Source organism: Embleya sp. NPDC005575, from assembly GCF_040605455.1.
GTDB lineage: Bacteria > Actinomycetota > Actinomycetes > Streptomycetales > Streptomycetaceae > Embleya.
This window is the reverse complement of record NZ_JBEXCV010000024.1, coordinates 23,412-45,462: the sequence shown is the minus strand read 5'-3', so window position 1 is coordinate 45,462 and position 22,051 is coordinate 23,412. Positions and strand designations below refer to the sequence as shown.

The 22,051-nt window shown below is 71.6% G+C and carries 17 protein-coding genes; 5 read left to right on the top strand and 12 right to left on the bottom strand.

Annotation, left to right across the window (positions count from 1 at the left end; all coding sequences use genetic code 11):
* Positions 1–25: 25 nt before the first annotated feature.
* Genes ABZS54_RS11255 through ABZS54_RS11230 form a run of 6 tightly spaced genes read right to left on the bottom strand, consistent with a single transcriptional unit; the run spans position 26 to position 8,469 of the window.
* The gene (locus ABZS54_RS11255) at positions 26–1,324 is read right to left on the bottom strand and encodes a VWA domain-containing protein (protein WP_355533532.1); all 1,299 of its coding nucleotides are present in this window, start codon (positions 1,322–1,324) and stop codon (positions 26–28) included.
* A gap of 24 nt (positions 1,325–1,348) precedes the next feature.
* Positions 1,349–2,608, bottom strand: coding sequence for a protein phosphatase 2C domain-containing protein (locus ABZS54_RS11250; RefSeq protein WP_355533530.1), 1,260 nt, complete (start codon positions 2,606–2,608; stop codon positions 1,349–1,351).
* Positions 2,599–4,887 (bottom strand): tetratricopeptide repeat protein, encoded by a 2,289-nt coding sequence (locus tag ABZS54_RS11245; RefSeq protein ID WP_355533528.1) that lies wholly within the window; start codon positions 4,885–4,887, stop codon positions 2,599–2,601. Before ABZS54_RS11245 ends, ABZS54_RS11250 begins: the two co-directional genes overlap by 10 nt.
* Positions 4,884–6,158 carry a hypothetical protein gene (locus ABZS54_RS11240; protein ID WP_355533527.1) on the bottom strand — a complete coding sequence of 425 codons (1,275 nt, stop codon included), beginning with the start codon at positions 6,156–6,158 and terminating at the stop codon, positions 4,884–4,886. The genes ABZS54_RS11245 and ABZS54_RS11240 overlap by 4 nt, the downstream gene beginning before the upstream one ends.
* Positions 6,155–7,162, bottom strand: coding sequence for a glutamate ABC transporter substrate-binding protein (locus ABZS54_RS11235; RefSeq protein ID WP_355533525.1), 1,008 nt, complete (start codon positions 7,160–7,162; stop codon positions 6,155–6,157). The genes ABZS54_RS11240 and ABZS54_RS11235 overlap by 4 nt, the downstream gene beginning before the upstream one ends.
* Entirely contained in the window at positions 7,159–8,469 is a 1,311-nt protein-coding gene (locus tag ABZS54_RS11230) for a hypothetical protein (protein WP_355533523.1), read from the bottom strand. The genes ABZS54_RS11235 and ABZS54_RS11230 overlap by 4 nt, the downstream gene beginning before the upstream one ends.
* Before the next feature lie 434 nt (positions 8,470–8,903).
* Here ABZS54_RS11230 and ABZS54_RS11225 point away from each other — a divergent pair, with 434 nt between their 5' ends.
* Together ABZS54_RS11225 and ABZS54_RS11220 are read left to right on the top strand one after the other, a co-directional pair.
* Positions 8,904–9,893, top strand: coding sequence for an ATP-binding cassette domain-containing protein (locus ABZS54_RS11225; RefSeq protein ID WP_355533521.1), 990 nt, complete (start codon positions 8,904–8,906; stop codon positions 9,891–9,893).
* 97 nt (positions 9,894–9,990) lie between these two features.
* Positions 9,991–10,833 (top strand): ABC transporter permease, encoded by an 843-nt coding sequence (locus ABZS54_RS11220; protein WP_355533519.1) that lies wholly within the window; start codon positions 9,991–9,993, stop codon positions 10,831–10,833.
* Positions 10,834–10,937: 104 nt separating this feature from the next.
* Here ABZS54_RS11220 and ABZS54_RS11215 read toward each other — a convergent pair whose 3' ends face one another.
* From ABZS54_RS11215 to ABZS54_RS11205, 3 genes are all read right to left on the bottom strand, one after another.
* Positions 10,938–14,141, bottom strand: a complete 3,204-nt coding sequence (locus ABZS54_RS11215) for a BTAD domain-containing putative transcriptional regulator (protein ID WP_355533517.1) — start codon at positions 14,139–14,141, stop codon at positions 10,938–10,940.
* Between the two features lie 273 nt (positions 14,142–14,414).
* A complete protein-coding gene (locus ABZS54_RS11210; RefSeq protein WP_355533515.1) occupies positions 14,415–14,684 on the bottom strand; it encodes a DUF397 domain-containing protein in 270 nt (89 codons plus the stop codon).
* Positions 14,681–15,550, bottom strand: a complete 870-nt coding sequence (locus ABZS54_RS11205) for a helix-turn-helix transcriptional regulator (RefSeq protein WP_355533513.1) — start codon at positions 15,548–15,550, stop codon at positions 14,681–14,683. The genes ABZS54_RS11210 and ABZS54_RS11205 overlap by 4 nt, the downstream gene beginning before the upstream one ends.
* A 259-nt stretch (positions 15,551–15,809) precedes the next feature.
* On the opposite strand from ABZS54_RS11205, the gene ABZS54_RS11200 reads away from it, so the two are divergent.
* Positions 15,810–16,259 (top strand): ATP-binding protein, encoded by a 450-nt coding sequence (locus ABZS54_RS11200; protein ID WP_355533511.1) that lies wholly within the window; start codon positions 15,810–15,812, stop codon positions 16,257–16,259.
* Between the two features lie 126 nt (positions 16,260–16,385).
* Here ABZS54_RS11200 and ABZS54_RS11195 read toward each other — a convergent pair whose 3' ends face one another.
* Entirely contained in the window at positions 16,386–17,390 is a 1,005-nt protein-coding gene (locus tag ABZS54_RS11195; protein WP_355533509.1) for an alpha/beta fold hydrolase, read from the bottom strand.
* A 148-nt stretch (positions 17,391–17,538) separates the two neighbouring features.
* On the opposite strand from ABZS54_RS11195, the gene ABZS54_RS11190 reads away from it, so the two are divergent.
* Positions 17,539–18,705 carry an aromatic ring-hydroxylating dioxygenase subunit alpha gene (locus tag ABZS54_RS11190; RefSeq protein ID WP_355533507.1) on the top strand — a complete coding sequence of 389 codons (1,167 nt, stop codon included), beginning with the start codon at positions 17,539–17,541 and terminating at the stop codon, positions 18,703–18,705.
* A 402-nt stretch (positions 18,706–19,107) separates the two neighbouring features.
* Positions 19,108–20,643 carry a PQQ-binding-like beta-propeller repeat protein gene (locus ABZS54_RS11185; RefSeq protein WP_355533505.1) on the top strand — a complete coding sequence of 512 codons (1,536 nt, stop codon included), beginning with the start codon at positions 19,108–19,110 and terminating at the stop codon, positions 20,641–20,643.
* On the opposite strand, the gene ABZS54_RS11180 is transcribed toward ABZS54_RS11185, so the two are convergent.
* Positions 20,559–21,359, bottom strand: a complete 801-nt coding sequence (locus ABZS54_RS11180) for an urease accessory protein UreD (RefSeq protein ID WP_355533503.1) — start codon at positions 21,357–21,359, stop codon at positions 20,559–20,561. The two genes, ABZS54_RS11185 and ABZS54_RS11180, sit on opposite strands and share 85 nt — an antisense overlap.
* On the bottom strand, positions 21,356–22,036 hold the full coding sequence (gene ureG / locus ABZS54_RS11175) for an urease accessory protein UreG (RefSeq protein ID WP_355533592.1): 681 nt from the start codon (positions 22,034–22,036) through the stop codon (positions 21,356–21,358). The genes ABZS54_RS11180 and ureG overlap by 4 nt, the downstream gene beginning before the upstream one ends.
* Between the last annotated feature and the right edge of the window lie 15 nt (positions 22,037–22,051).

Below are 22,051 nucleotides of genomic sequence, written 5' to 3'. Positions count from 1 at the left end.
GGCCGCGCGCAGCCCCGGACGGGACCTAGCCCTCGCGCGGCGGGCCCACCCGGGCCGTCTTGTGCGACTCGATGTCGATGACCATCAGGTCCTCCTCGTTGTTGCGCAACCTGCTGGTCCCGTCCGCCTCGATCTCCACCACGCGGCCGAGCAGACGCGCGGTGTGCTCGTCGCCCGCCTCGTTGGCCAGTTGCAGGGCTTGGACCAGCCGTGCGGTCGCGGCGATCTCGTCCCCGCCCCGGCGGAGCTCCAGGCCCTCCTGGACGGCCTCGGCCAGCTTCGCCCGGCCGGTGACCTGAGCCACCTCCGGGTTGATCCGGGTGGAGAGTTCCTCGTCGTCGGTCCACTGCGCGAACACGCCGGCCTTGGCCAACTCCAGGCCGCCGGAGCCGTCCGGGAGCACCACCGAGATCTGACACGGCCGGCGCTTGCCACCCGGGTTGACCTCGTCCGGCTCGACCTCCAGGCACACGTGGTAGTGCTTGCTCTCGCCGCCCCACGAACCGGTCGGGTAGTCCCCGACGTTGGGCCCGACCTCGGTCCGCCGCGCGGTCAGGTCGTCGATCACCGGGTAGGTCTGCTTGACGTACTTCACCCGGGCGTTGCTGATCGTGCGCACCCGCAGCGCCACGTCGGCCACCGCCTTGCCCATCGCGTTCTCCATCATCTTGGTGAAGTCGGCGACCAGGTCCGCCGGTTCGCTTACCAAGCCGATGTCACCGAGCAACGCCGTGGAGATCTTGCGCACCTCGTCCACCCGCCAGTCCAGGCCGATGCCCCGACAGTCGCAGACGAACACGCCCTCGCAGTAGGCGATCGCCTCGGCCAGGTCCTGCTCGCGCTCGCTCTCGTTCTTGCCGTCGGTGAGCAGGATCGCGTGCCGGATCGCGTCCGAGTGCGGCTCCAGAAGGCGGCGGGCCATCAGCAGCCACTGCCCCATCGCGGTGCCGCCGCGCGCGCGGAGCTTGTCCACCTCGCGCTTGGCCTCCTTGCGGGTGCGCTCGTCGGCGGCGACCAGGCCCTCCTCGAACGGGTACACCATCGACGCCATGCCGGTACCGGAGACCACCGCGAACAGCGTGCCGTCGCGCAGCGTGTCGATCGCGGCCTTGGTGGCCTGCTTGGCGGCTTTGAGCTTGGTGGACGGGAAGTCCATCGAACCCGAGCTGTCGACCATGATCACCTCGGCGCCGCGGGCGCTGCCGCGTACACCGGTCGGCACTCCGGATGCCCGGATGTGCGCGACGGCGTGCACCTCGTGACCTCCCATCGGGAGGTAGGGGTTCTGGTTGACCTCGATGGTGAATTCGGGGGCGCCTGACATGAATCCGACTCCTTTGTTTCCGGGTCAGTCGTGGTCGGGTCCGCGCACCGGGTCCCCGGGCGGGTTGAACGGGATCAGCGCGACGGTGATGTTGTCCGCACCGCCGTGGTCGAGCGCGAAGCCGGTGAGCAGGCGCGCGGCGGCCAACGGTTCGTCGAGCGCGCCCGGCAGCACCATCGCGGCCAGCGTCGGCGCGACCGAGAGGTAGTTCCACAGTCCGTCGCTGCACAGCAGCAGGGCCCCGGGGCCGGACGGCCGCAGGCTGGTCACCCTGGGCCGCACCTCTCCCGCGTCGGCGCCCAGCCAGGACACGATCGCGTGCGCGCGCCGATCCGCGTACGCCTCGGCTTCGGTCATCGCGCCGAGCGCGATCATCCGGGTCGCCCAGGAGTCGTCCTCGGTCAGCAGCGCGGAGGGGGTGCGCCGGATCGCGTCCTGCTCCTCGTCGGGCTCGGACGGCTCGCCGACCGCCCCACGAGGCAGCGTGCTCGCACCGGGCAGCGTGTCGTCGCCGTCCGCGGGGTCGTCCGCCCCGCTGTCCGGATCGGCCAGCCAGTAGGCCCGGCTGTCGCCGACCCAGCCCACGGTGATCTCGCCGGGCGTCATGATCGCCGAGACCAGGGTGCACGCGGGCGCGTTGCCCGCGTCCTCGACGCCGGGCATCCGGGCCACCGCACTCGCGGCGGCCGCGACCCCGGCGCTGGTGGCCTTGGCCGGCCCACACCCCTCGATCAGGGTGGCGGCCATCGTCGCGCACGCGGTCTCGGCCGCGATGGCGGACGCCTCGTCGGGACGCGGCGAGGAGGACACCCCGTCGCACACCACCGCGACCACGTGGTCGCTCCCGTCCGGCATCCGCAACACCCGCAGCGCGGCGGAGTCCTCGTTGCGACGGTGCCGCAACCCCCGGTTGCTGACCATCGCCACCAGGCCCAGGTCGCTCTCGACATGATCACGCGGGTTGAACGGCCGCCCGCACGCGTCGCACCACCCGTCCGAGCCGATCGTCGCGGTGCCGCACGCGGAACACACCGGCCCGTGCCCACTTGGCGCCACCACCCGCCGCGGCGGCGGCCGTTCGGCCACCGGAGGCACCGGGATGTCCAAGTCGTAGCCACAGGACTCGCAGTACCGGTCGTCCGCGTCGCCGGCGAGTCCACACGACGGACACGCCGCGCTCACGGCCGGCTGCGGCTCGGGCGGGGCGGCCTCGCCCCCGTCCGGGACGCCCCCGGGCCCGGTCGCGTCCAGTCGTCCATATCCAGCCACTCTGATCACACCCACGTCCACGGTCGCACCTCGTTCGCCCGGTCGACGAGCGCGATGCGCTCCGCATGCGTCGTCACGTGCCGGGCCAGATCGCGGTAACACTTTTCCAGGGCGAACCGCAGAGGCTTTTCCTTCAACTCGCTGCCGAGCACCCTGGCGGTTCCACCCGCGTCCCCGGCGCCCGAATTCCCACCCTTCGCGCCCGCCTTGACCCACTCCAGCGCCGTCTCCAGGAGTTCGACGGCGAGCCGATCGTGCGCCTCGCCCTCCAGACGCAGCGCGCCGAGCCGATCCGAGGCCGCGGTCAGGTCGGGGCCCAACGCCTCGCCCGCGGCGCGGCCGCTGATCCGGGTGCGCAGCGCCGCGGTCTGCGCCGCGACGTGGTTGGCCGAGGTGTCCGGCACCGTCTCCAGGGTGCGCACCGCGCCCGCCCGGTCGCCGGTGGCCAGTTGGCACCGCGCCAGCCCGAAGGCCGCCGCGACGTAGGCGCGGTCGGTGGCCCAGACGCCGCGATACTCGCCGGCGGCCTCGTCGTGCCGACCCATCAACTCGCGGCACGCGCCGAGCGCGATCCGCGGCGCGGGCTCGCCGGGCAGCGCGCCGCGCACCCCGTCGAAGCACTCGTGGGCGCGCGTGAGGTCGTGCTCCGACAGCGCGGCCAGGCCCTCGAACCAGGGCAGCCGCCAGTCGTCGGCGTCGAGGTCGGCGAGGAACGCCCGGGCGCGCACCACGTCGCCCTGTTCGATGCACATCCGGACCATCCGCAGCGTGCCTTCCGGCGAGGAGATGCCGGCGGCGGTGAGCGCGGAGAGCAGTTCGTCGGGGTCGGTGGTGGCGACGGTGGCCAACAGGTTCGCGGCCGGGTCGGCTGCGTCCACCCGGGGTACCGGCAGCGCGCCGGCGATCACCGCCGGGTCGGGCGCGGGCGCCAGCAGGCCGGGTTCGGTGTTGCGCGCGGCCACCTCCGCGTGCACGACCCGGGTCTCCGGGCCGAACAGGCCGGACACGCCCGGTCGCGGCTCGCCGGAGCGGATCGCCACCACTTCGCGCAGCACCGCGACGCACTGTTCGGCCATGTCCGCCGCGGAGGCGAACCGCTGCTCCGGGTCGGGGTGCGTGGCGCGCAGCAACAGCCGGTGGTACGACTCGAATTCGGTGAACAGCGGCACCTCGGACGCGGGCGGCAGGGCGGCCTTGTACTTGCGGGTGTAGCCGGCGAAGTAGAAGCTGAGCACCGCCATCGTGCGGCCGATCGTGAACAGGTCCGATTCCACCGACGGTTCGGCCCGCACGGTCTCGATCTCGGGTGCCTGGTAGCCGACCGTGCCGTAGGTGAACTTGCCCGGCCGGGCCAGGTCGGTCACTGCGCCGAGGTCGATCAGCTTGAGCTGGTCCTCGGTCTGGATCACGTTGTCCGGCTTGAAGTCGCAGTAGACCAGGTTCTGTTGGTGCAGGTAGCCGAAGGCGGGCAGGATGTCGATGGCGTAGGCCAGCACCTGCTCGACGGGCAGCACGGCCTTGGGATCGCTCTCGCGCATCGACTTGAGCCGGTCCATCAACGACAGACCGCCGACGTACTCCATCACCAGGTAGGTCTCGTCCTGGCCGGTGAGCGGGTCCGGGTGCTGCACGACGGTCTGGATGTGCACGATGTTGGCGTGCTGGATCTGGGTGAGGATGCGCTGCTCGGCCAGGGCCGCGGCGCGCGAGTCGGCGTCGTCGCTGCCGAGCAGGCCCTTGAGCACGACCCACATGTTGTGCGCGGCGGTGTCCTGCGCGAGGTAGACCCAGCCGAACCCGCCGCGGGCGAGGCAGCCGATGATCCGGTACTGACCGACCATGTCGTCGCGCTGAAGCTTGGGCGCGAACGAGAACGGCGTACGGTCGCGCGGGCAGAATCCGTTCGCGACGCCGGGTCGGCCGCCGCGACCGCGTCCGACCGGCTGATCGCACTTGCGGCAGAAGCGCTTCTCCTCGGGGATCACCGGGTTGCGGGCGAGCGCGGTCTCCGGGTTGCGGCGCGGCACGTTCGGCATCTCGACCAGACCGCCGCCCAGTCGCCGGCTGGTGCCGGTGCTGCCGGAGCGGCGCGAGCTGCGCCCGGAGGCGCTGCGTGCGGACGAGGAGCCCGCGGTGCCCGCCGTCCCGGACACGCCGGATCGGCCGCTCCGCTGCGGCTCGGGTGCGCGTGCGGCCGGCACCGCCGCGCCGGCGCCGAGCGGTTCCTGGCCGCATTCGGTGCAGTACCCGTCGTCGATCTCGCCCGGGCAAGGCGGACGATTGCACTTGGTCATCTCTGTTCCCCCTTGTCGTCCGGACGATCCTTGCGGTGCGCGGCGATCACCGCCTCCTGATAGCGGGTCACCACCCGTACCGCCACTTCGAGTTCACACGGTGCTCGCCACAACAACTCCTTGGCGTGGCTGTACAGCGACTCCAACACGGCTTCCTCGCCGTGTCCGCCGCGGGCGGCCATCGCCCGGTAGGACTGCACCAGGCCGCGCAGTTCGTCGCGCCGGGCGAGCGGCGCCTCGATGTGGGCGCGCGTGGCCGCCAGTCGGTCCCGGGCGCCCTGGACGTCGTTTTCCAGAGTGCTCAGCTCGCGCGAGACGCGCACCCAGTCGCCCTCGCCGCCGAGCACGGTGACCGCGCCCGATCGTTCCCGCAGCGTGGCCGCCCGGAGCGGCACTTCGGGCACCCTCTTGTCGCTGATCCGACCCAGGACGTGTGCGCGCCGTCGGATGGTGTCGCCCTCCTGGTAGGCCAACTCGTCCAGCGCTGCCAAGAGTCGGCGGATGCGCTCGTCGAAGCGGCCTCGGACGATGAGCAGGTGCCGCACCGCGTCGGTGACCCGGCTCAGCTCCGCCTCGACGGCAGGGACGTCCACGGTGCCGATCCGGCGCTCATCCCCGGCGGTCAGCGCGAGCGGATCGCCCGCCACCAGGGTCCGGGCCGTTTCCAGCCCGCGGCGGATCCGGTCCAGCGCGGCGGTCTGCTCGGGCACCGCGTCCGGGCCGCCGAGTTCGGCGATCCGGGCCTCGGCGACGGCGATGCCCGCGTCCACCCGGTCCAGCGTGGGCACCAGGCGTGTCCACACCGCGTCGGCGGCCTCGACGAGCGCGGTCACCTCGCTCCACGCCGGCGCCATGTCCGCGACCAGCTCGGCCAGGCTCATCCGGTGCACGTGCATCGCCGGATCGGTCAGCCCGCGTTGGCCGATCGGCACGTCGCGCGCGGCCAGTTCGGCGGACTGTCCGAGCAGCAGGAAGGAGAGCTCCTCCAGTTCGGGCCGCTGCGGCTTGCTCCGCCGCCCGCGCAGCGCGCGCACCCGGTCCAGGACCGCGCCGTACGCCTCGCGGTGTCCCCACAGCAGGGAGATCGCCCGCCGGCCGCTCTCCCACTGCTCGGCGGTGCGCCCGGTCAGCGTGCCGCCTTCCAGGAGCTGCCGGCCCGGGTGGTTCTCCAACTCCATCAGTCCGGCGGTGATGCCGTCGTACTCGGATTCGTGACGAGTCGTCAGCTCGTCGATCTCGTCGCGGCCGAGCATGCGGGGGGCTCGGTTCACGCGCTGTCCCGGTATTGGGCCGCGGGCGGTTCGGGCACTTCGGGCGACAAGGAGGTGCCCAGGTACTCCTTGTACAGCTCCTTCCACCGGCCGTTCTGGCGCAGCCGCTCCAGCACCGCGTTGACGAACCGGACGAAGTCGGCACGGTCCTTGGCAATCGCCATGCCGTACGGCTCCAGCGTGAGGTTGCCCCCGACCACGACGGTGAAGACGTGATCCTGTGCCTGCAGGCCGGCCAGGATCGTGTCGTCGGTGGTGATCGCGTCCGCTTGGCCCTGTTGCAGCAGCACCAGGCAGCCCGCCCACGTGTCGCTCTCGACCACCTTCGTCTGCGGCGCATCGGCGCGCAGCAGGCCGATCGAGGTGGAGCCGGGCACCGAGCACACCCGCATGTCGCGCGGCAGCGCCGCCAGCCCCCCGGCGTAGTCGGCGCGGTCGGCGACGCCGTCCTTTTGCACCAACAGCCGCTGGCCGGCCGTGAAGTAGACCGAGGAGAACTCCACACTCTGCCGGCGCTGACAGTTGATCGTCATGGTCTCCGCGATGATGTCCACGTCACCGCGCGCGACGGCGATCGCGCGGTCCTCGTTGCGCACGACCCGGAACTGGATCCGGGTCGGGCCGGCGTCGCCGAAGATCGCCTTCGCCACCTCGCGCAGCAGGTCGATGTCGAAGCCGCGGAGCACGTTGGTCTGCGGGTCCACGAAGCCGAACGGGAAGCTGCTCTGGTCGATGCCGGCGATCAGGAAGCCGCGTTTGCGCAGCATGTCCATGGTGCTGCCGGTGGGCAACGCGGTCGGCGCGGGCAGGGCGCCGCTCGGGCGCAGGCTGGCGGTGACGTTGGGGCAGGACGAATCGGGGCCGGGGGTTGCCCGCGGCGCCTGCGGCGCGGCGGCGGGTTCGGCCGCTTGCCGGTTGCTCCGCTCGTCCACTCCGGCGCCGCAGCCGGCGACGGTCAGGGCAAGGGCGCACACCGCCGTGGGCAACGCGATGCGGATGGTCATGGCCGGTTGTACCTCCCGACCTCACGACGGACGCCGTCCACGGTCGCGGCGGCGGCGATCAGCGCCAGGACACCCAGGCCGATGTCGAGGTTGTCGAGCCCCTGTCGGCCGGCGCGCACCGAATCCTCGAAGTCCTTCTGATCCTCGGCGACCGCAGCGTGCAACGCCTCGTCGATTCGGGTGAAGGCCACCCGCGAGGCACCATCGGCCTTGGTCACCAAGGCGACGGCCTGCTCGAACTTGCCGTCCTCGTAGAGATCGACGACGTCCTTGTGGGCCTTCTCCCAGTCGCGGGCGGCGGCCTGCGCGGCCTTGACCTTGGCCAGCGTGGTCGGGTCCGAGGAGGTGACCTGCTCGGCTCGGGCCAGCATGCCGACCACCGCGGGGTGACCGTCGCGGGCCGGGACGCCGACCAGCCGGCCCCACACGTCGTTGAAGTCGTTCTGGTACTGACCGTTGTCGCTGCCGCGCATGACCAGGGTCAGGCTCTCGTCGCCGTGTGCCTGCAGGGTCAAGAAGCGGGCCTGGGCAAGCGTCTCGACCGGTCCCCAGCCGTCGCTGCGGCTGCGGTCGAGGTCGGTGCGCGAGGAGTCGGTGCCCACCCACAACCAGCCGATGGACACCAGGGTGGCCAGGCCGGCGATGGCCAGGCCGATGTTGACCCGGCGGTGCGTGCGCCGCGCGAAGAACCACAGGGCGCCACCGAAGGACACCACACTGATCAGGAGCAGGCTCAGCGGCACCCACGGGGTCGAGGTGGCGTCGCGGTGGTCGCCGCTCAGGCGCTTCTCGGCCATCTCGTGCAGCGCGGTCGCGGCGGGCAGGATCTTGGCGCGCATCACGTTCTTGGAAGCGGAGCGCAGGTAGGCGGCGCCGACCGTGTTGCCCTGGCGGGTCTCGGCGCGGGCGCGCTCGACCAGGCGGGCGTATTCGGGTAGTTGCACGCCGATCACGGCGAGTTGTTCGGCCACCTTGCCGGAGGCGCCCGCGGAGGCCGCCTGGATCAGCGTGCTCGACGCGGTCTCGATCGCCTGCTGGTAGCGCTGTCGCACGTCCGCCGACTCGACTCCGCCTTCGAGCAGCCCGGCCGCGGCGGTCGCGTCGGCGTCGGCGAGGGCCCGGTAGATCTCCTGGGTCTTGACGCCGAGCGGTTCACTGCCGGTGGCCACCGCCTTGGCCGCGTCCGCACGCTCTCCCACCGCGAACACCGCGAGCAGGCCGGCCAGCAAACTGATCAGCACCAGCGCCACGCCGGTGGTGAGCATCAGGCCGGGGGTGGTGTTGCCGGCCCGGACGAGTCGGCGCACGGATATGTTCCGGGGTCGGAACAGCCCGTTCGAACGGCCCGTGCCCCGTGCGGGCACTCCCGGGCCCGGTGCCTGCGAAATCGGAACGGCTGCCGCCAACGCTCTGCCTCCCCCACTGTCGCGTGTGCCCCTTGCCGGTCGCCCGACACCACGTCCGCCGACCGTCGATGTGCCCGGTGAACGGCCCCACCCCGAAGTTATCGCGAGCGTGTGGCGGCTCCCGATGGTCTTCCCTCGTTCTCCCCGCAAGGACCCTCAGGGCCAGGACATTACCGCTGCTTGGGCCCGGGTCGGTCGCGGCACCGTGTCAGTTCGGTGCCGGCGGTGCCGGCCAAGTGTGCGCGCGATATCAGCGGGCGGGTCGAAGCTGGTGTGCAACGGACGGCGAACACACGTCGCACACCGAAGACGAACACCCAACGGGGAGCGACCCGATGACTTACGCGATCGAGACCGAGGGCCTGGTCAAGCGGTACGGCACCACCACCGCGTTGGCCGGGGTCGACCTACGGGCCGAGACCGGAACCGTGCTGGGCCTGCTGGGCCCCAACGGCGCGGGCAAGACGACCATGGTCCGCGCACTGGCCACGCTGATCACGCCGGACGCGGGCATCGCCCGGGTCGGCGGGTTCGACACGGTCCGGCAGGCGCACGAGGTGCGCGGGCTGATCGGGTTGACCGGGCAGTACGCGTCGGTGGACGAGGAGATGACCGGTTTCGAGAACCTGCTGCTGCTCGGCCGGTTGTTGAACATGTCCCGCGGCGAGGCGAAGGCGCGGGCCCGCGAGCTGCTCGCCCGCTTCGATCTGACCGAGGCCGGCGGTCGCACTCCGGACACCTATTCGGGCGGTATGCGTCGTCGGCTCGACCTGGCCGCCTCGCTGGTCGGGCGACCCGCGTTCCTCTACCTGGACGAGCCGACCACCGGACTCGACCCGCGCAGTCGCGGCGACGTGTGGCAGATGTTGCGCGAGCTGGTTCGCGACGAGGGGGTGACCGTGCTGCTGACCACGCAGTATCTGGACGAGGCCGATCACTTGGCGAGCGACATCGTGGTGATCGACCACGGCCGGGTGATCGCAAGCGGCACCTCGGACCAGCTCAAGGCCCAGGTCGGCGGCCAGAGCCTGGAGGTCCGCCCGGCCGACCCGGCCCGACTGGCCGACGTGGTCGCGTTGCTGCGCGAACTCACCGGCCGGGAGCCGGTCCTGGAGAGCGAGCGCGGTCAGGTCACGGTGGCCGTCTCCGACGAGGACCTGTTGCCGGTGGTGGTCCGCCGGCTCGACGAGGCGGGCATCCGGGTCACCGAGTTCGCGCTGCGGCTGCCCAGCCTGGACGAGGTGTTCATGACCGTCACCGGGCACCGCAGCCAGGACTCGACCGAACAGGACGACGGGTCGGCCGAGCAGGGGAAGGCGGCATGAACAATCTCCCGGATCTGTACGGCACCCGGGTGCTGCCACTGCTCGCCGTCCTCCTGTTGACCATCTCCCACATGGACCTCGTCCTAGGAGCCTCCCGATGACCACCACCACCGTTCGTCCCACCGAAGACGCCTCCGCGCACAAGCCCGACCGGACCGCCCACGTGCCGCACAGGAACGATGCGAGCGCGGTGGTGCGGCACACGCTCACCCTCACCTGGCGCAGCCTGGTGAAGTTGAAGAAGCAGAGCGAACAACTGATCGATCTGACTCTTCAGCCGATCCTGTTCCTGGTGATGTTCGTATACCTGTTCGGCGGCGCGATCGAGGGCAGCACGCACGACTATCTGCAGTTCATACTCCCGGGCGTGCTGGTGCAGACCGTGGTGTTCGCCTCGGTGGGCACCGGCGTCGGGCTGTGCACCGACATGTCCACGGGTGTGTTCGACCGCTTCCGCAGCCTGCCGATCTCGCGGATCGCACCGCTTGCGGGCACCGTGCTCGGGGATGTGTTGCGCTTCCTCGTGGCCGTCGTGTCGGTGTTCGTGTTCGGCACGATCATCGGCTTCCGGTTCCAGACCAACGTGTTCGCGGTGGTCGCCGCGGTCGGCCTGGTCCTGCTGTTCGCGTTCGCCTTCTGCTGGGTCGTGGCGCTGCTCGGGGTGACCATGAAGCAGCCGCGCAGCGTGCAGGGCGTCTCGTTCCTGATGATGTTTCCGCTGACCTTCGGCTCGAACCTGTTCGCCAAGACCTCGACGTTGCCGGGTTGGCTGCAGGCGTGGGTCAAGGTCAACCCGATCACCGAGGTGACCAACGCCACGCGCGGGTTGCTCACCGGCGGGCCGGTGGCCCATCACGCGATGGTGGCGGTGATCTGGGCATTCGGCCTGATGCTGGTGTTCATCCCGCTGACGGTGCGGCAGTACAACCGCCGGGTCTGACACCCGATGCCCGCCCCGGTCGGGCGGGCATCGGTCCGATGCCCGCCCCGGTCGGGCGGCCATCGGTCCGCCCGCCCTTGCCGCACCCGGACCGCCCCGGCACCTCACGGTGTCGGGGCGGCGGGCGGTTCGGGCTCGATCAGCGCGATCACCTCGACAATCTCCAGCGCCGAGCCGATCGCCATGGCTCGGGCGAATTCCTCGGCCCCCATGCCGGCCTCGAGGGCGCGCCGAACCCGGTCCGCATCGATGTCACTGAGATCGGGATGGCCGCGTACCACCTGCGCCGCACCGAGCAGCATCGCCGCGCGTTCGACATCGCCGCCCGCCAGGGCCAGCGCCGCGAACCCCTCGACACACGAGCCGAGCACCGGCATGTCCCTGCCCTGCAACGCGTGCGGGACCGCGGCCTCGAGGAAGGAGCGAGCCGCCGTCAGGTCACCACGCCCGCATGCGACGTGCGCGCGACCGATGTACAGACTGCCGGTCAGCTGCGGGGGGAGCAGCCGAGCGTTCGGCAACTCCGCGAAGGCGAGCTGGTAGCGGTGTTCGGCCTCCTCGAAATCACCTACGAAGCGCGCCAGTTCGCCCAGCCCGAGCTCACCGAACAACTGCAACATCGGCGTCGCGTGGGCCTCGGTGCGCTCGTTGAGATCGGTCATCACCTGACGCGCGAGGTCGATGTCGCCCGACCGCGCGTGGATCATCCCCCGGCGGATCAGGAGTTGCGGGATCTCGTCCTCGGCCTGGAGCTCGCGCAACAGTTCCAGCGCGTCGTCCACGGCGGCCAAGGCTCCGTCGAACTCGGAGGTGTACATCAGCAGTTCGGCCAGGCCCGAGATCGCGGACGCGCGCCCCCAGCGGTCCCCCATGGCGGCAAATCGGTCCCGGGCGTCGGTCAGGAAGGAAACCGCGTCGTCCGGGCGGCCGAGGTTGACCGCGAAGTGCCCACGCATCAGCCGGGCCATCGCCTGGGTCCACTCGTCGCCGAGCGCGTCGGCCTCGTTCAGCGCCCGGCCCAGCGCCGGATCGTCCCCGCGCATCACCGCGGCCAGCATGTCGACGAAGACCGGCAACGCCGGTGGCAGGTCCACGCCCTGTCGCCGGATGATCAGTCGGGCCCCGGCGTAGGCGCGGACCGCGTCCCATCGTTCGCCGACCGAGAAGGCGTGCAACGCATGGAACGCGAGCGCGCCGGCGCGCTTGCCCTGCGGCGCGGGTCCGGGCACCGCGAGCCCCTCGTGGCCCCACGCGTGCGCCTCGCCGTGATTGCCACGCATCGCCCAGAACCAGGACAGCGCCTCGATCAGCCGGGTCGCCAGGTCCGCGTCCTGGTGGTCGATCGCGTAGCGCAGCACGACCGCGAGGTTGTCGTGCTCGGCGGCGATTCGGTTGAGCGCGTCGATCTGTTCGTGCCCGCGCAGTCGGGCGTCGGCCTCCTCGGCGTAGCGGGTGAACCACTGCGCGTGCCGGGCCGCGATCGCGGCCACCTCCCCCGCGTCCACCAGTCGCTCGCTCGCGTACGCCTGGATGGTCTCCAGCAGCCGGTAGCGGGTCTCGGTGGTGCCGATCACGTCCACCAGCGACTTGTCCACCAGCCCGGCGAGCAGGTCGAGCACGTCGGCCGCGGCGAAGTCCGTGCCCGGCAGCACCACCTCGGCGGCTTCGAGCGTGGTGCCGCCGGCGAACACCGACAGTCGGCGCAGTGCGACGCGTTCGCGTTTCTCCAGCAGGTCCCAGCTCCATTCCACGACCGCGCGCAGCGTCTGGTGCCGGGGCAGCGCGGTCCGGCTCCCGCCGGTCAAGAGCCGGAACCGGTCGTCCAGCCGACAGGCGATCTGGGTGGGGGTGAGCGAGCGGGTGCGGGCGGCGGCGAGTTCGATGGCGAGCGGTTGTCCGTCCAGGCGCCGGCAGATCTCGGCGACCGCACCGATCGTGTCGGTGTCGATCACCAGGCCCGGGCGGACCGCGCGGGCCCGGTCGGCGAACAACCGCACCGACGCGTAGGCCATGCCCTCGGCCGCGTCGACGCCCACCGGCGGCAGCGCGAGCGGGCCCAGCGGGCACAACATCTCGCCGTCGATGCCCAGCGGTTCGCGGCTCGTGGTCAGGATGCGCAGGGTGGGCGTGCGGGCGAGCAGTCGGCCGGCGAAGGTCGCCGCGGCGGCGATCAGGTGCTCGCAGTTGTCCAGGATCAGCACGCTGGCTCGACCGGCGAGCAGTTCCACGACCCGCTCGACGACGTCGCGACCGGAGCCGGGCACGTGCGTGTCGAGCAGACCCACCTCACGTCGGCCGAGCGCCGACAGCACCGCCTGCGGGACGTCCAACGGGTCCAGCACTGGGGCGAGTTCGACGAACCAGACGCCGCCGTCCACGCCCTCGCCGCGAGCCGCGATCCGGGCGCCGGCCTCGATGCTCAGTCGGGTCTTGCCCGCACCGCCCGGGCCCACCACGGTGACCAGACGCGACTCGGCGAGCAGCCGGTCGACCCGGACCACCTCGTCCTCGCGTCCGACGAAGGTGGTCAGCCGGGCGGGCAGATTGCCCGGCGCCGGGCGGGTGGCGCCCGAGGCCCGGCCGGCCGGTGGCGCGGCCGACACGGCGGGCGCGTCCGCCACCGCCGGGCGGGGGTCGCCGCCGCGCAGCACCGCGAGGTAGGCGGCCTCCAGGTCCGGCGAGGGGTCGATGCCCAATTCGTCCGCGAGCCGCTCGCGCAGGTCCTGATACAGCGTCAGCGCATCGGCCCGGCGGCCCTCTTCGTGCAGCGTGCGGATCAGCAGTCCGTACAGCCGCTCGCGCAGCGGGTACTCCCGGGTCAGTTGTTCCAGCTCGGCGGCCAGACCCCGGCTGTGCCCCAGCGTCAGCTGGGCCTGGGCCCGGTCCTCGATCGCGCCGAGTCGCTGCTCGGCCAGCCGGGCGGCGGGACCGATCGCGAACGAGGCATCGGCGGCGTCGGCCAGCGCCGGACCCCGCCACAGCGCGAGCGCACGGCCCAGGGTCTCGGCGGCGCCCGCCGGGTCGCGCTCGCCCAGCTGCCGGCGGCCACGGACCGCGAGCGTGCCGAACATGTGCGCGTCCACATCCTCGGGCCGGACACGCAGCACGTAGCCGGCCGGTCCCGAGTCGAGTTCGACGGGCAGTTGCCGGCGCAGTCGGGAGATCAACGATTGCAACGCGTTGCCCGCCCCCGTGGGCGGCTCGTCGCCCCACACGGCCGCGATCAGCCGGTCCGCGGAGACCGGCCTGCCGGGGTCCAGGACAAGCCGGATCAGCAGCGCACGCAGTCGCGCGCCGCCGATCGTCACGGATCGACCGTCGTCGTCCCACGCTTGGAGCGGGCCAAGCACCGAGATTTGCACCCCACCACTCTTCCACCCCGATGCGCTGCCGGAGCGGGCCGCAGCAGCGCACGGAGTGAAGTAGGGGGTTGGCGACAGAGACTTGCGCCTTGGGAGCGCCCCGGGGCACGGGAACCCGGGACGATCATCGGGAGAATTCACTCTTTCGTGGGATTACTTCCCACTCTTGGGAGTGAGGAGCGCGAACAATCAACCGTTCGGTATCGGAACGGACGCGACTCAGGCGCCGATCCCACCGATAAAGGTCTGCCACGCATCGGCTTCCAGGTGGAGCACCGGACCGGCGGCAACTTTCGAGTCGCGCACCAGGACCGCGCTCGCGACGGGGGCCGTCTCGACGCAATTGCTGGTGGCGCCACTGTATGTGCTCCGCCGCCAAGCGTGGCCGACGAAAGCGCTGTGACCTGCAACTTTGAGATCTTCGAGGGAATCTGCGGTGATACTCGGGGAATCGAATCGGAAATGCGCACCCGGGTTTGTGTTGCTCAAGACAATTCCTTCGCTGCGAGCTCGATCATGGACAAGGATTCACCGTACGACAGCGCCGAAGCGCGGATGTCCTCAAACAAACGCTCATAGACACTGACGTGTTCGGGCTCCTCCAGATAGAGGCTACTCGTATGCGTGTCGAGTACGACCACATCCAGATCGGAAAGCGCGGGGAATCCGATGATCGCGAATGAACCCTCGATCGCGGGATGTGCGCCCGCCGAGAACGGGAGGATCTGCAGGCGCACGTGCGGCCGGGCCGCGGCGGCCATCAGGTGCTCCAACTGGGCCCGCATCGTTTCCCGGCCGCCCACCACGGTGCGCAGCACGGACTCCGAGATCACCACGGTGAGCCGGAACGTGGCCTCGCCGTGCGGTCCGACCCGATCCAGCACCGCCTGCCGCTCCTGCCGGACCCGGACCAGCATGTCCACCTGCTCGGCGGACATGTCCTCACGGACCGCGGCGATCACCGCCCGGACGTAGTCCGGCGTCTGCAACAGCCCCGGAATGAGCGAGAGTTCGAATCCGCGCATGCCCGAGGCCTCGGCCTCCAGGCTGAGCAGTTCGGCGTAGGAGCTGGGCAGGATCGACGAATAGCTGTGCCACCAACCGCGCTTCTTGGCCTCGCGCGCCAGGGTGAGCAGCGAGTCCCGCTCCTGCTCGTCCTCGACCCGGTACAGGTCCAACAGAATCCGCAGGTCCACCGGTCGCACACCGCTGCGGCCCAATTCGATCCGGCTGACCTTGGAGTCCGAACACTCCAGGCGCACGGCGACATCTTCGAGGCTCAGTTGGCGCGCTTCGCGCAACCGGCGCAGCTCGGTCCCGAGCCTGCGCTGCCGGACGGTCGGATTGGGCGCCATGGCCACGCCGCACCTCCACTTACACGCTGTTTTCGCACCGAACCGGAACGTCGGCGCGTCCGATCGGGGGACAGTGTGCCCTACTGCGGGTGGAAGTGTGGTTACTACCGGAAACTTCCCGTCGATCCAAGAGTGGGAGTTGCACACTCATTCACGGCCCGACACGCTCCACGTCGGTCATGACTTACTGTTGTCCACGGGTCGCCCTGGGTGCATGCCTCGGACCGCGCGACCCCCTGCCGCACGTCCGGAGGTCGACATGCCGGTGATGGCGGAGGACGTCCGTCACTATTGCGTTCAGCTCGCCGCCTCGACCCTGGGGGTCGGCCGAGTCCGCCGGACCACCGGCAAGGTCCTGCACGACTGGGGCCTGGCCGAGTTGGTCGATGTCGCGGAGGTGCTGCTGACCGAACTGCTGACGAACGTCCTCGTCCACGTCGGGCCCGGGGCCTGGCACGCACTGACCCTGTTGCACGACGGCGACGTACTGCGGGTGGAGGTGCGCGACTCGTCGCCGCGCATGCCGGTCGCCCGGGTCGGCGAGTGGGACGAGGAGTCCGGCCGGGGCCTGCGGATGATCGACGGCCTGGCGCACGCGTGGGGTGCCGACCGCCTCCCGCCGGGCAAGGTGGTGTGGTTCACCCTGCCGGACACCTTGTGTCGGGCCCCCCGTGATCGACTCCGGCTCCGGGCAACCGACGCCGTGTGACCGGCGACCGCAGCCGAACACCGGGCGCCCGAACGCTACCCCCCGAACAGCGCGCACCAGAGCACCGGGCGCCTGAGCACCGGGCGCCCGAGCTCCCGCGCACCGGCGACCACCGGCCGTCAGTCGTCAGCCGTCGGACGGGCCGGCCTCCGCCGGGCCCGCGTCGGCGAGGCCGGCGTCGGCGGGGTCGCTGCTGTCCGGGCCGGGGTCGGCGGCTCGGACGAGCCGGCATTCCTCGGCGAAGGCCAGCACTCGCAGGTGATAGGCGCGCGCGGCGTGGTGCAGGCTGATGTTGTGCCCGACGCCGCGTTGGGTATGGGTCTCCACCCACCGCGCGCCGACCAGCAACTCGCGTGCCTCGGCCGGCACTTCGGGACCCGCCGGCTGGGACCGCTCGAACTCGGCCACGGTCCAGTGCACGGGTGGCACCACCCGCGCCAGCACGCCGGGCAGCGTGTACGGGCTCTCCCGCACATCGACGAACTCGGCCATCGGCACCGGGGCCGCCACCCGACCGGCCCGGGTGAGCAGCGCCGGATCGTAGGACCCGGGCGGCCCGAAGAAGGTGTCCGGCGTACTGCCGCCCGCCGACGGCACGAACGCGCCGTCGGTGGGGACCGTGGCGAACTCGGCCAGCCGCTCGGGGGTGTACCGCAGCGGTGCGCCGCCGACCGCGAGCCCGAGCAGGTCCCGGCCGCGCTTGTCGGCCGCCATTCGCAGCGCCACGAGTGCGCCCATCGAGTGCGCGGCGAGGAACACCGGCATCGGACCCGACCCGTCCGGCTCGGCGCCGACCGGAGCCTCGCCGAGTTCGTCGAGCAGTGCGAACAACACGTCCACCTGCGCGTCCAACCCCTGCCGCTCCCGGGCCAGGCCCACGGATGCGCCATAGCCGGGTCGGTCGACGGCCAGGACCGTCCAGCCGAGCGCCGCGGCCGGCACGAGCAGCGAGTCCTCGGCCGCGCCGTCGCGGTGCCAGTAGGCCGCGCGCGACCCGCCGCCGTGGAGCGCGAGCAGCAGCCCGCGCGGGCGGACGCCGGGTTCGGGGCGGGCGAGCAGACCCGACAGGGTCATGCCCGCGATGTCATAGCCAACGTTCTCGACCCGGCCGGGCATGGTGCTGACCTCCACGTGCGATTGCCCACTGATGAGACCACATCGACCCGCGAGTCATTGACGGGGTATCGACCCCGGCCAACAATGTAACGGTGTAACAGAGACGTGGTCGGAGTACTTGATCTCCCCATCGCGGACATCTCCCAGACATCGGAGTCACTCCTTGAAGCACCAGGACGTGGTCGCCACCGGGCGACGCATCATCGAGCACATCAACAACCGCACGCTCGACCTGGGCGCGGCGCCCGCCGTCCTGGACGGCTCGTGCTTCACCGATCCGAGCCGGCACGCCCGAGAGCGCGAGGTGTTGTTCCGCCGCACTCCGCAGGTGATCGGGTGGGCCGGCGAGGTGGCCGAGCCGGGTGACTTCATCGCGCGCGACGTGGACGGCGTACCGGTTCTGGTGACCCGGGACCGGGACGGCGAACTGCACGCGTTCCTGGACGCGTGCACCCATCGGGGCATGCGGGTCAGCCGGGACGTCCCGGAGACCGAGGGCCTGACCGGCACCGGGTGCGGCAGCGCGCAACGGTTTCGCTGCGGGTATCACGGGTGGACCTTCGGCAACGACGGCGAACTGACCGGGCTGCCCTCGCGTCCGCAATTCCCGGGCATCGACCCGGCGAAGTTCGGCCTGCGTCCGCTGCCGGTCGCGTTGTCCGCCGGACTGGTCGTGGTCGGATTGCGTCCGGACGTCGAGGTCGCGGGCGCGCTGGACGAACTCGAGGACGCGTACGCGGGCTTCCCGTACCAGCGCACCCGCGCGGTGGTCAGCGAACGGTTCGACCTGGACTGCAACTGGAAGCTCTCGGTCGACATCAACGTCGAGGCGTACCACGTACCGTTCCTGCACACCGCGACGATCAACGGCATCGTGCTCAACCACGGCATCGTCGACACGTGGGGCCCGCACACCCGATTCGCCGTCCCGATCGTGGGATTCGAGCAACTCGCCGACGTGCCGGAGGAGTCCTGGCCCGCGCGGCTGCCGATGGTCAACGTGCAGACCGTACTGCCGTCCACCGTGTTGATCGAGAGCCCGCTGAGCACCACGATGTTGCGGATCTATCCGGGCGACCGGCCCAACCGCTCGGTCGTGCACATGACCGAGGGCACCTGGGAGCCGCTGGAGGAGAGCAGCATCGCCACGGCCCGGGCCAACCACGAAACCAACAAGCGGGTGCTGGTCACCGAGGACTTCCCCGGCGCCGAGTCCTGTCAGCGCGGCTTCGACGCGGGCCTGCCGAGCATGGTCGCGGGCATGGGCGAGTCGGCGGTCGCACACTGGCATCGGGTGTGGGAGGACGCGCTCGCCTCGGCCCGGTACTGAGCGCCCCGCCGGAAGCCGGCGGACGCGGGCGGCCGTGTCCGGGCCCGGGTCGCGGCCGGGTTATGATCGTCCTGCTCGCGAAACGCTGTGCGGTTCGCGAAGGAGGCGCCTTTGGCCGGGCGCCTCCTTTTCTTTTGCTCGGATCCGGTCGCGTCTTTTGCTCGGATCCGGTCGCGCGCCCGGTCCGGAGCCGGGTTCGGCGCCGTGCGGAACCGAATTCGGAGCGGTGCCGAAGCCGTGTTCGGGCGCCGTCGAAGCCGTCCCGGGCGCCTCGGACATCCCTCCCGTATCGCGCCGCAGAACCGTTTCCGGATCGTATTTCCGGGCTCTATCCGTGCCGCCGCCCAGGTCCTACTCTGCTCTCCAGCAAGCACGTCGACAGGTCCCGGAAGGGCGTGGGCGATGCCCGGAGTGCGGACGCTCGGTGAGGTGCTCGACCACGACGGTCCGCTTGCGGAGGGGCCGCTGCGCGAGGTCGCGGCGGGAATCGCCGACGCCCTGGCCCGGGTGCACGCGATCGGACTCGTGCACGGCCGACTGGGCCCGGACCAGGTGCTGATCACCCCGTACGGACCGCGGGTGACCGGTTTCGCCGGGCGCACGGACGCGGACGACGGCGGCGACCCCTCGGAGGACGTGTACGCGTTCGGCACGCTGATCACCCTCGCCGGCGGCGGCTCGCCCTCCTGCGAGTTGAGCCCGCTGCTCCGGCGCTGTCTCGATCCCGATCCCGGACAGCGCCCGACCGCCGTGGAGGTCGATCGGGTGTTGACCCCGCGACCGGTGGTACTGATGCCGCCCGCCGCCCTGACCGAGGAGGCCGCCGACACGCCGCAGGCGGCCCGCGCCGAGGATCCGCCGACCGGGCGCGGGCTGACCCGACGCCGGTTGCTGATCGCGGGCGGGTTCGCGCTCACCGCGGCGACGGTGACCTCGGCCGGCGTCGCCTTCGCCCGGTTCGCCGACCACGGCCGGACCCAGCCCAAGACCCGGTGGCGGCGTGCGGTGGAGGGGCGGGTGACCACCCTTCAGGTCTTCGACGACGTCGCGTACTGCACGACCACGGAGAACGTGGTCATGGCACTGGGCACCGAGACCGGGGTCGCGCTGTGGACCGCGCGCACCGAATCGATGGTGTGGTCCGAGCCGGTGGTCTCCGGGACCGCCGTGTACCTGGCCTGCGTGGCCGGGCAACTCTCCGCGCTCGACCCGGCGAACGGCGAACGCTTGTGGCAGCAGTACGCCGGCGATCAGATCCTCGGCGCGCCGGTGGTGCTCGGCTCGTCCCTGGTGGTCGGCACCCGGGACGACCGGGTGCTCGGCTTCGACATGGCGCAGGGCGCGCACCGGTGGGAGTGGTCCGAGCCCGCAGCGCGCGGTGGGGCGATGCCGGCGGTGTTCGAGCACAGCGCCGGCGATGTGCTGTACCTGACCTACAACGACGGCACAGTGAGCTCGATCGTCCCCGAGCGCAAGGAGCCCCGGTGGACGATCCACCTCGCCTCGCCGATCACCCGCCCGCCGCATGTGATCCGTGATCTGGTGTACGTGGTGACCGGATTCACCCTGGTCGCGCTGAACACCGCCAACGGCGACATCGTCTGGCGCTTTCGCGGCACCCCGGACCTGACCGCCCCGGTGGTGACGGAGGACGTCGTCTACACCACCGATGTCGGCACGTTGTACGCGCTGGACGCGCACAGCGGTGCGGAGCGTTGGCGACAGAGCACCGGGGCCAGTGTGCCCAGTCCGGTGGCCCTGGTGAACGGCACCGCCTACGCCGGCGGTACCGACGAACTACACGCCTTCGACGCGGTATCGGGCCGGCGGCGCTGGACGCACGCGCTGCCGACCTACCTGACCGCGGCTCCCGCGGGCACCGGCGGGGTGCTGTTGCTGGGCACCGCCGGCTCCGAACTGGTCGCCCTGGAAACCTGATCCGCCGGCGGCGCCGCCTCCATGGCGCGCCGTGCGGTCATCGCGTCGTGCGCCGTCACGGTCACGAGTCGGCCGCCGCCGGCGAGGTCGCACACCGCGCGCCCGGGGGCGCTCGGCAGCCGGTCGGGCGGCGCGGGCAGCATCAGCCGGGAGGCCACCACGGTCCCGCCCGCGGTGCCGGCCGGGCCGCGCCAGCCCGGGTGTGCGGCGGGCCCGTAGCCGCTCTGCTGGCGCAGCACCGGGCGCCCGCCCACCACCATGTCCCAGCGCGAGAGCACGTCGCCGCAGGGCTCGTCGGTGCGTCCCAGGACCAGCGTCTCCTGGGCCAACAGGCGTGCGTCCGGCGCAGGTTCGACTCGCACGTGGGTATGGAAGGTCGCCCGCGCGGCCACCACGACCGGCTCCGGCAGCCACTCCAGCAGGCCGCCGGCGCCAATCATCAGGTCCACCCGTTGCCGGGCCGGGGTGCCGTCGCCGATCAGGATCACCGCCGCGGCGGCGGTCCGCACCCGCAGGCGCGCACCGGCCCCCACCTCGACGCGCAGCGCCAGGTCGTCGCCGCCGATCGGTCCCGCCGCACCGCCCACGAAGACCACTTCGGCGGTGTCTCCCGACACGGACACCTCGCGCGGCAACAGCGGCACCCGTCCGCGCAGTTCGGCGAGCACCGTGCGCCCGCGCCGAAGTTCCGCGCGGACCACGGCGGTCGCCCTCACCCGGCGGCCGATCCCACGGTCGAGGAGACCGGGGCCGGCCGCACGACCGGGACCGCCGTACCGGCCTGCCACGCGGTGATCTGGTCGAGCACCCATGCGGTGACCACGTCCGCCCCCGGGCTCTCGCGCAGCGACAGGAACGCCACCGGGGTGCCCGGCCGCATCCGGGCGGCGTCGCGGTCCATCACCGCCAGATCGGCGCCGATCTGCGGGGCGATGTCGGTCTTGTTGATCACCAGCAGGTCGGAACGGGTCACCCCGGGGCCGCCCTTGCGCGGGACCTTGTCGCCGCCGGACACGTCGATGACGAACATCTGTACGTCGGCCAGTCCCCGGCTGAAGGTCATGGTCAGGTTGTCGCCACCGGATTCGATGATCACCAGGTCCAGGTCCGGGTGCGCCGCCGCCAAGTCCTCGACGGCGTCCAGGTTGCCGCTGATGTCGTCGCGCACGGCGGTGTGCGGGCAACAGCCGGTCTGCACGGCGGCAATCCGGTCGGCCGCCAACACCCCTGCGGCGCGCAGGAAGTCGGCGTCCTCGGTGGTGTAGATGTCGTTGGTGACCACGGCGAGCGAGAAGCGGTCGGCAAGGACTCGGCACAGCGCGGCGACCAGCGCCGTCTTGCCGGATCCCACCGGCCCGCCGATGCCGATGCGCAGGGGGCGCGAACCGGGCACGGCGGGTGCCGGCGG

Excerpts from the sequence above, each read along its gene's own strand:
- ABZS54_RS11255 (WP_355533532.1), bottom strand. The coding sequence starts at position 1,324 with ATGTCAGGCGCCCCCGAATTCACCATCGAGGTCAACCAGAACCCCTAC.
- ABZS54_RS11245 (WP_355533528.1), bottom strand. The coding sequence starts at position 4,887 with ATGACCAAGTGCAATCGTCCGCCTTGCCCGGGCGAGATCGACGACGGG.
- ABZS54_RS11235 (WP_355533525.1), bottom strand. The coding sequence starts at position 7,162 with ATGACCATCCGCATCGCGTTGCCCACGGCGGTGTGCGCCCTTGCCCTG.
- ABZS54_RS11225 (WP_355533521.1), top strand. The coding sequence starts at position 8,904 with ATGACTTACGCGATCGAGACCGAGGGCCTGGTCAAGCGGTACGGCACC.
- ABZS54_RS11220 (WP_355533519.1), top strand. The coding sequence starts at position 9,991 with ATGACCACCACCACCGTTCGTCCCACCGAAGACGCCTCCGCGCACAAG.
- ABZS54_RS11205 (WP_355533513.1), bottom strand. The coding sequence starts at position 15,550 with ATGGCGCCCAATCCGACCGTCCGGCAGCGCAGGCTCGGGACCGAGCTG.
- ABZS54_RS11200 (WP_355533511.1), top strand. The coding sequence starts at position 15,810 with ATGCCGGTGATGGCGGAGGACGTCCGTCACTATTGCGTTCAGCTCGCC.
- ABZS54_RS11185 (WP_355533505.1), top strand. The coding sequence starts at position 19,108 with ATGCCCGGAGTGCGGACGCTCGGTGAGGTGCTCGACCACGACGGTCCG.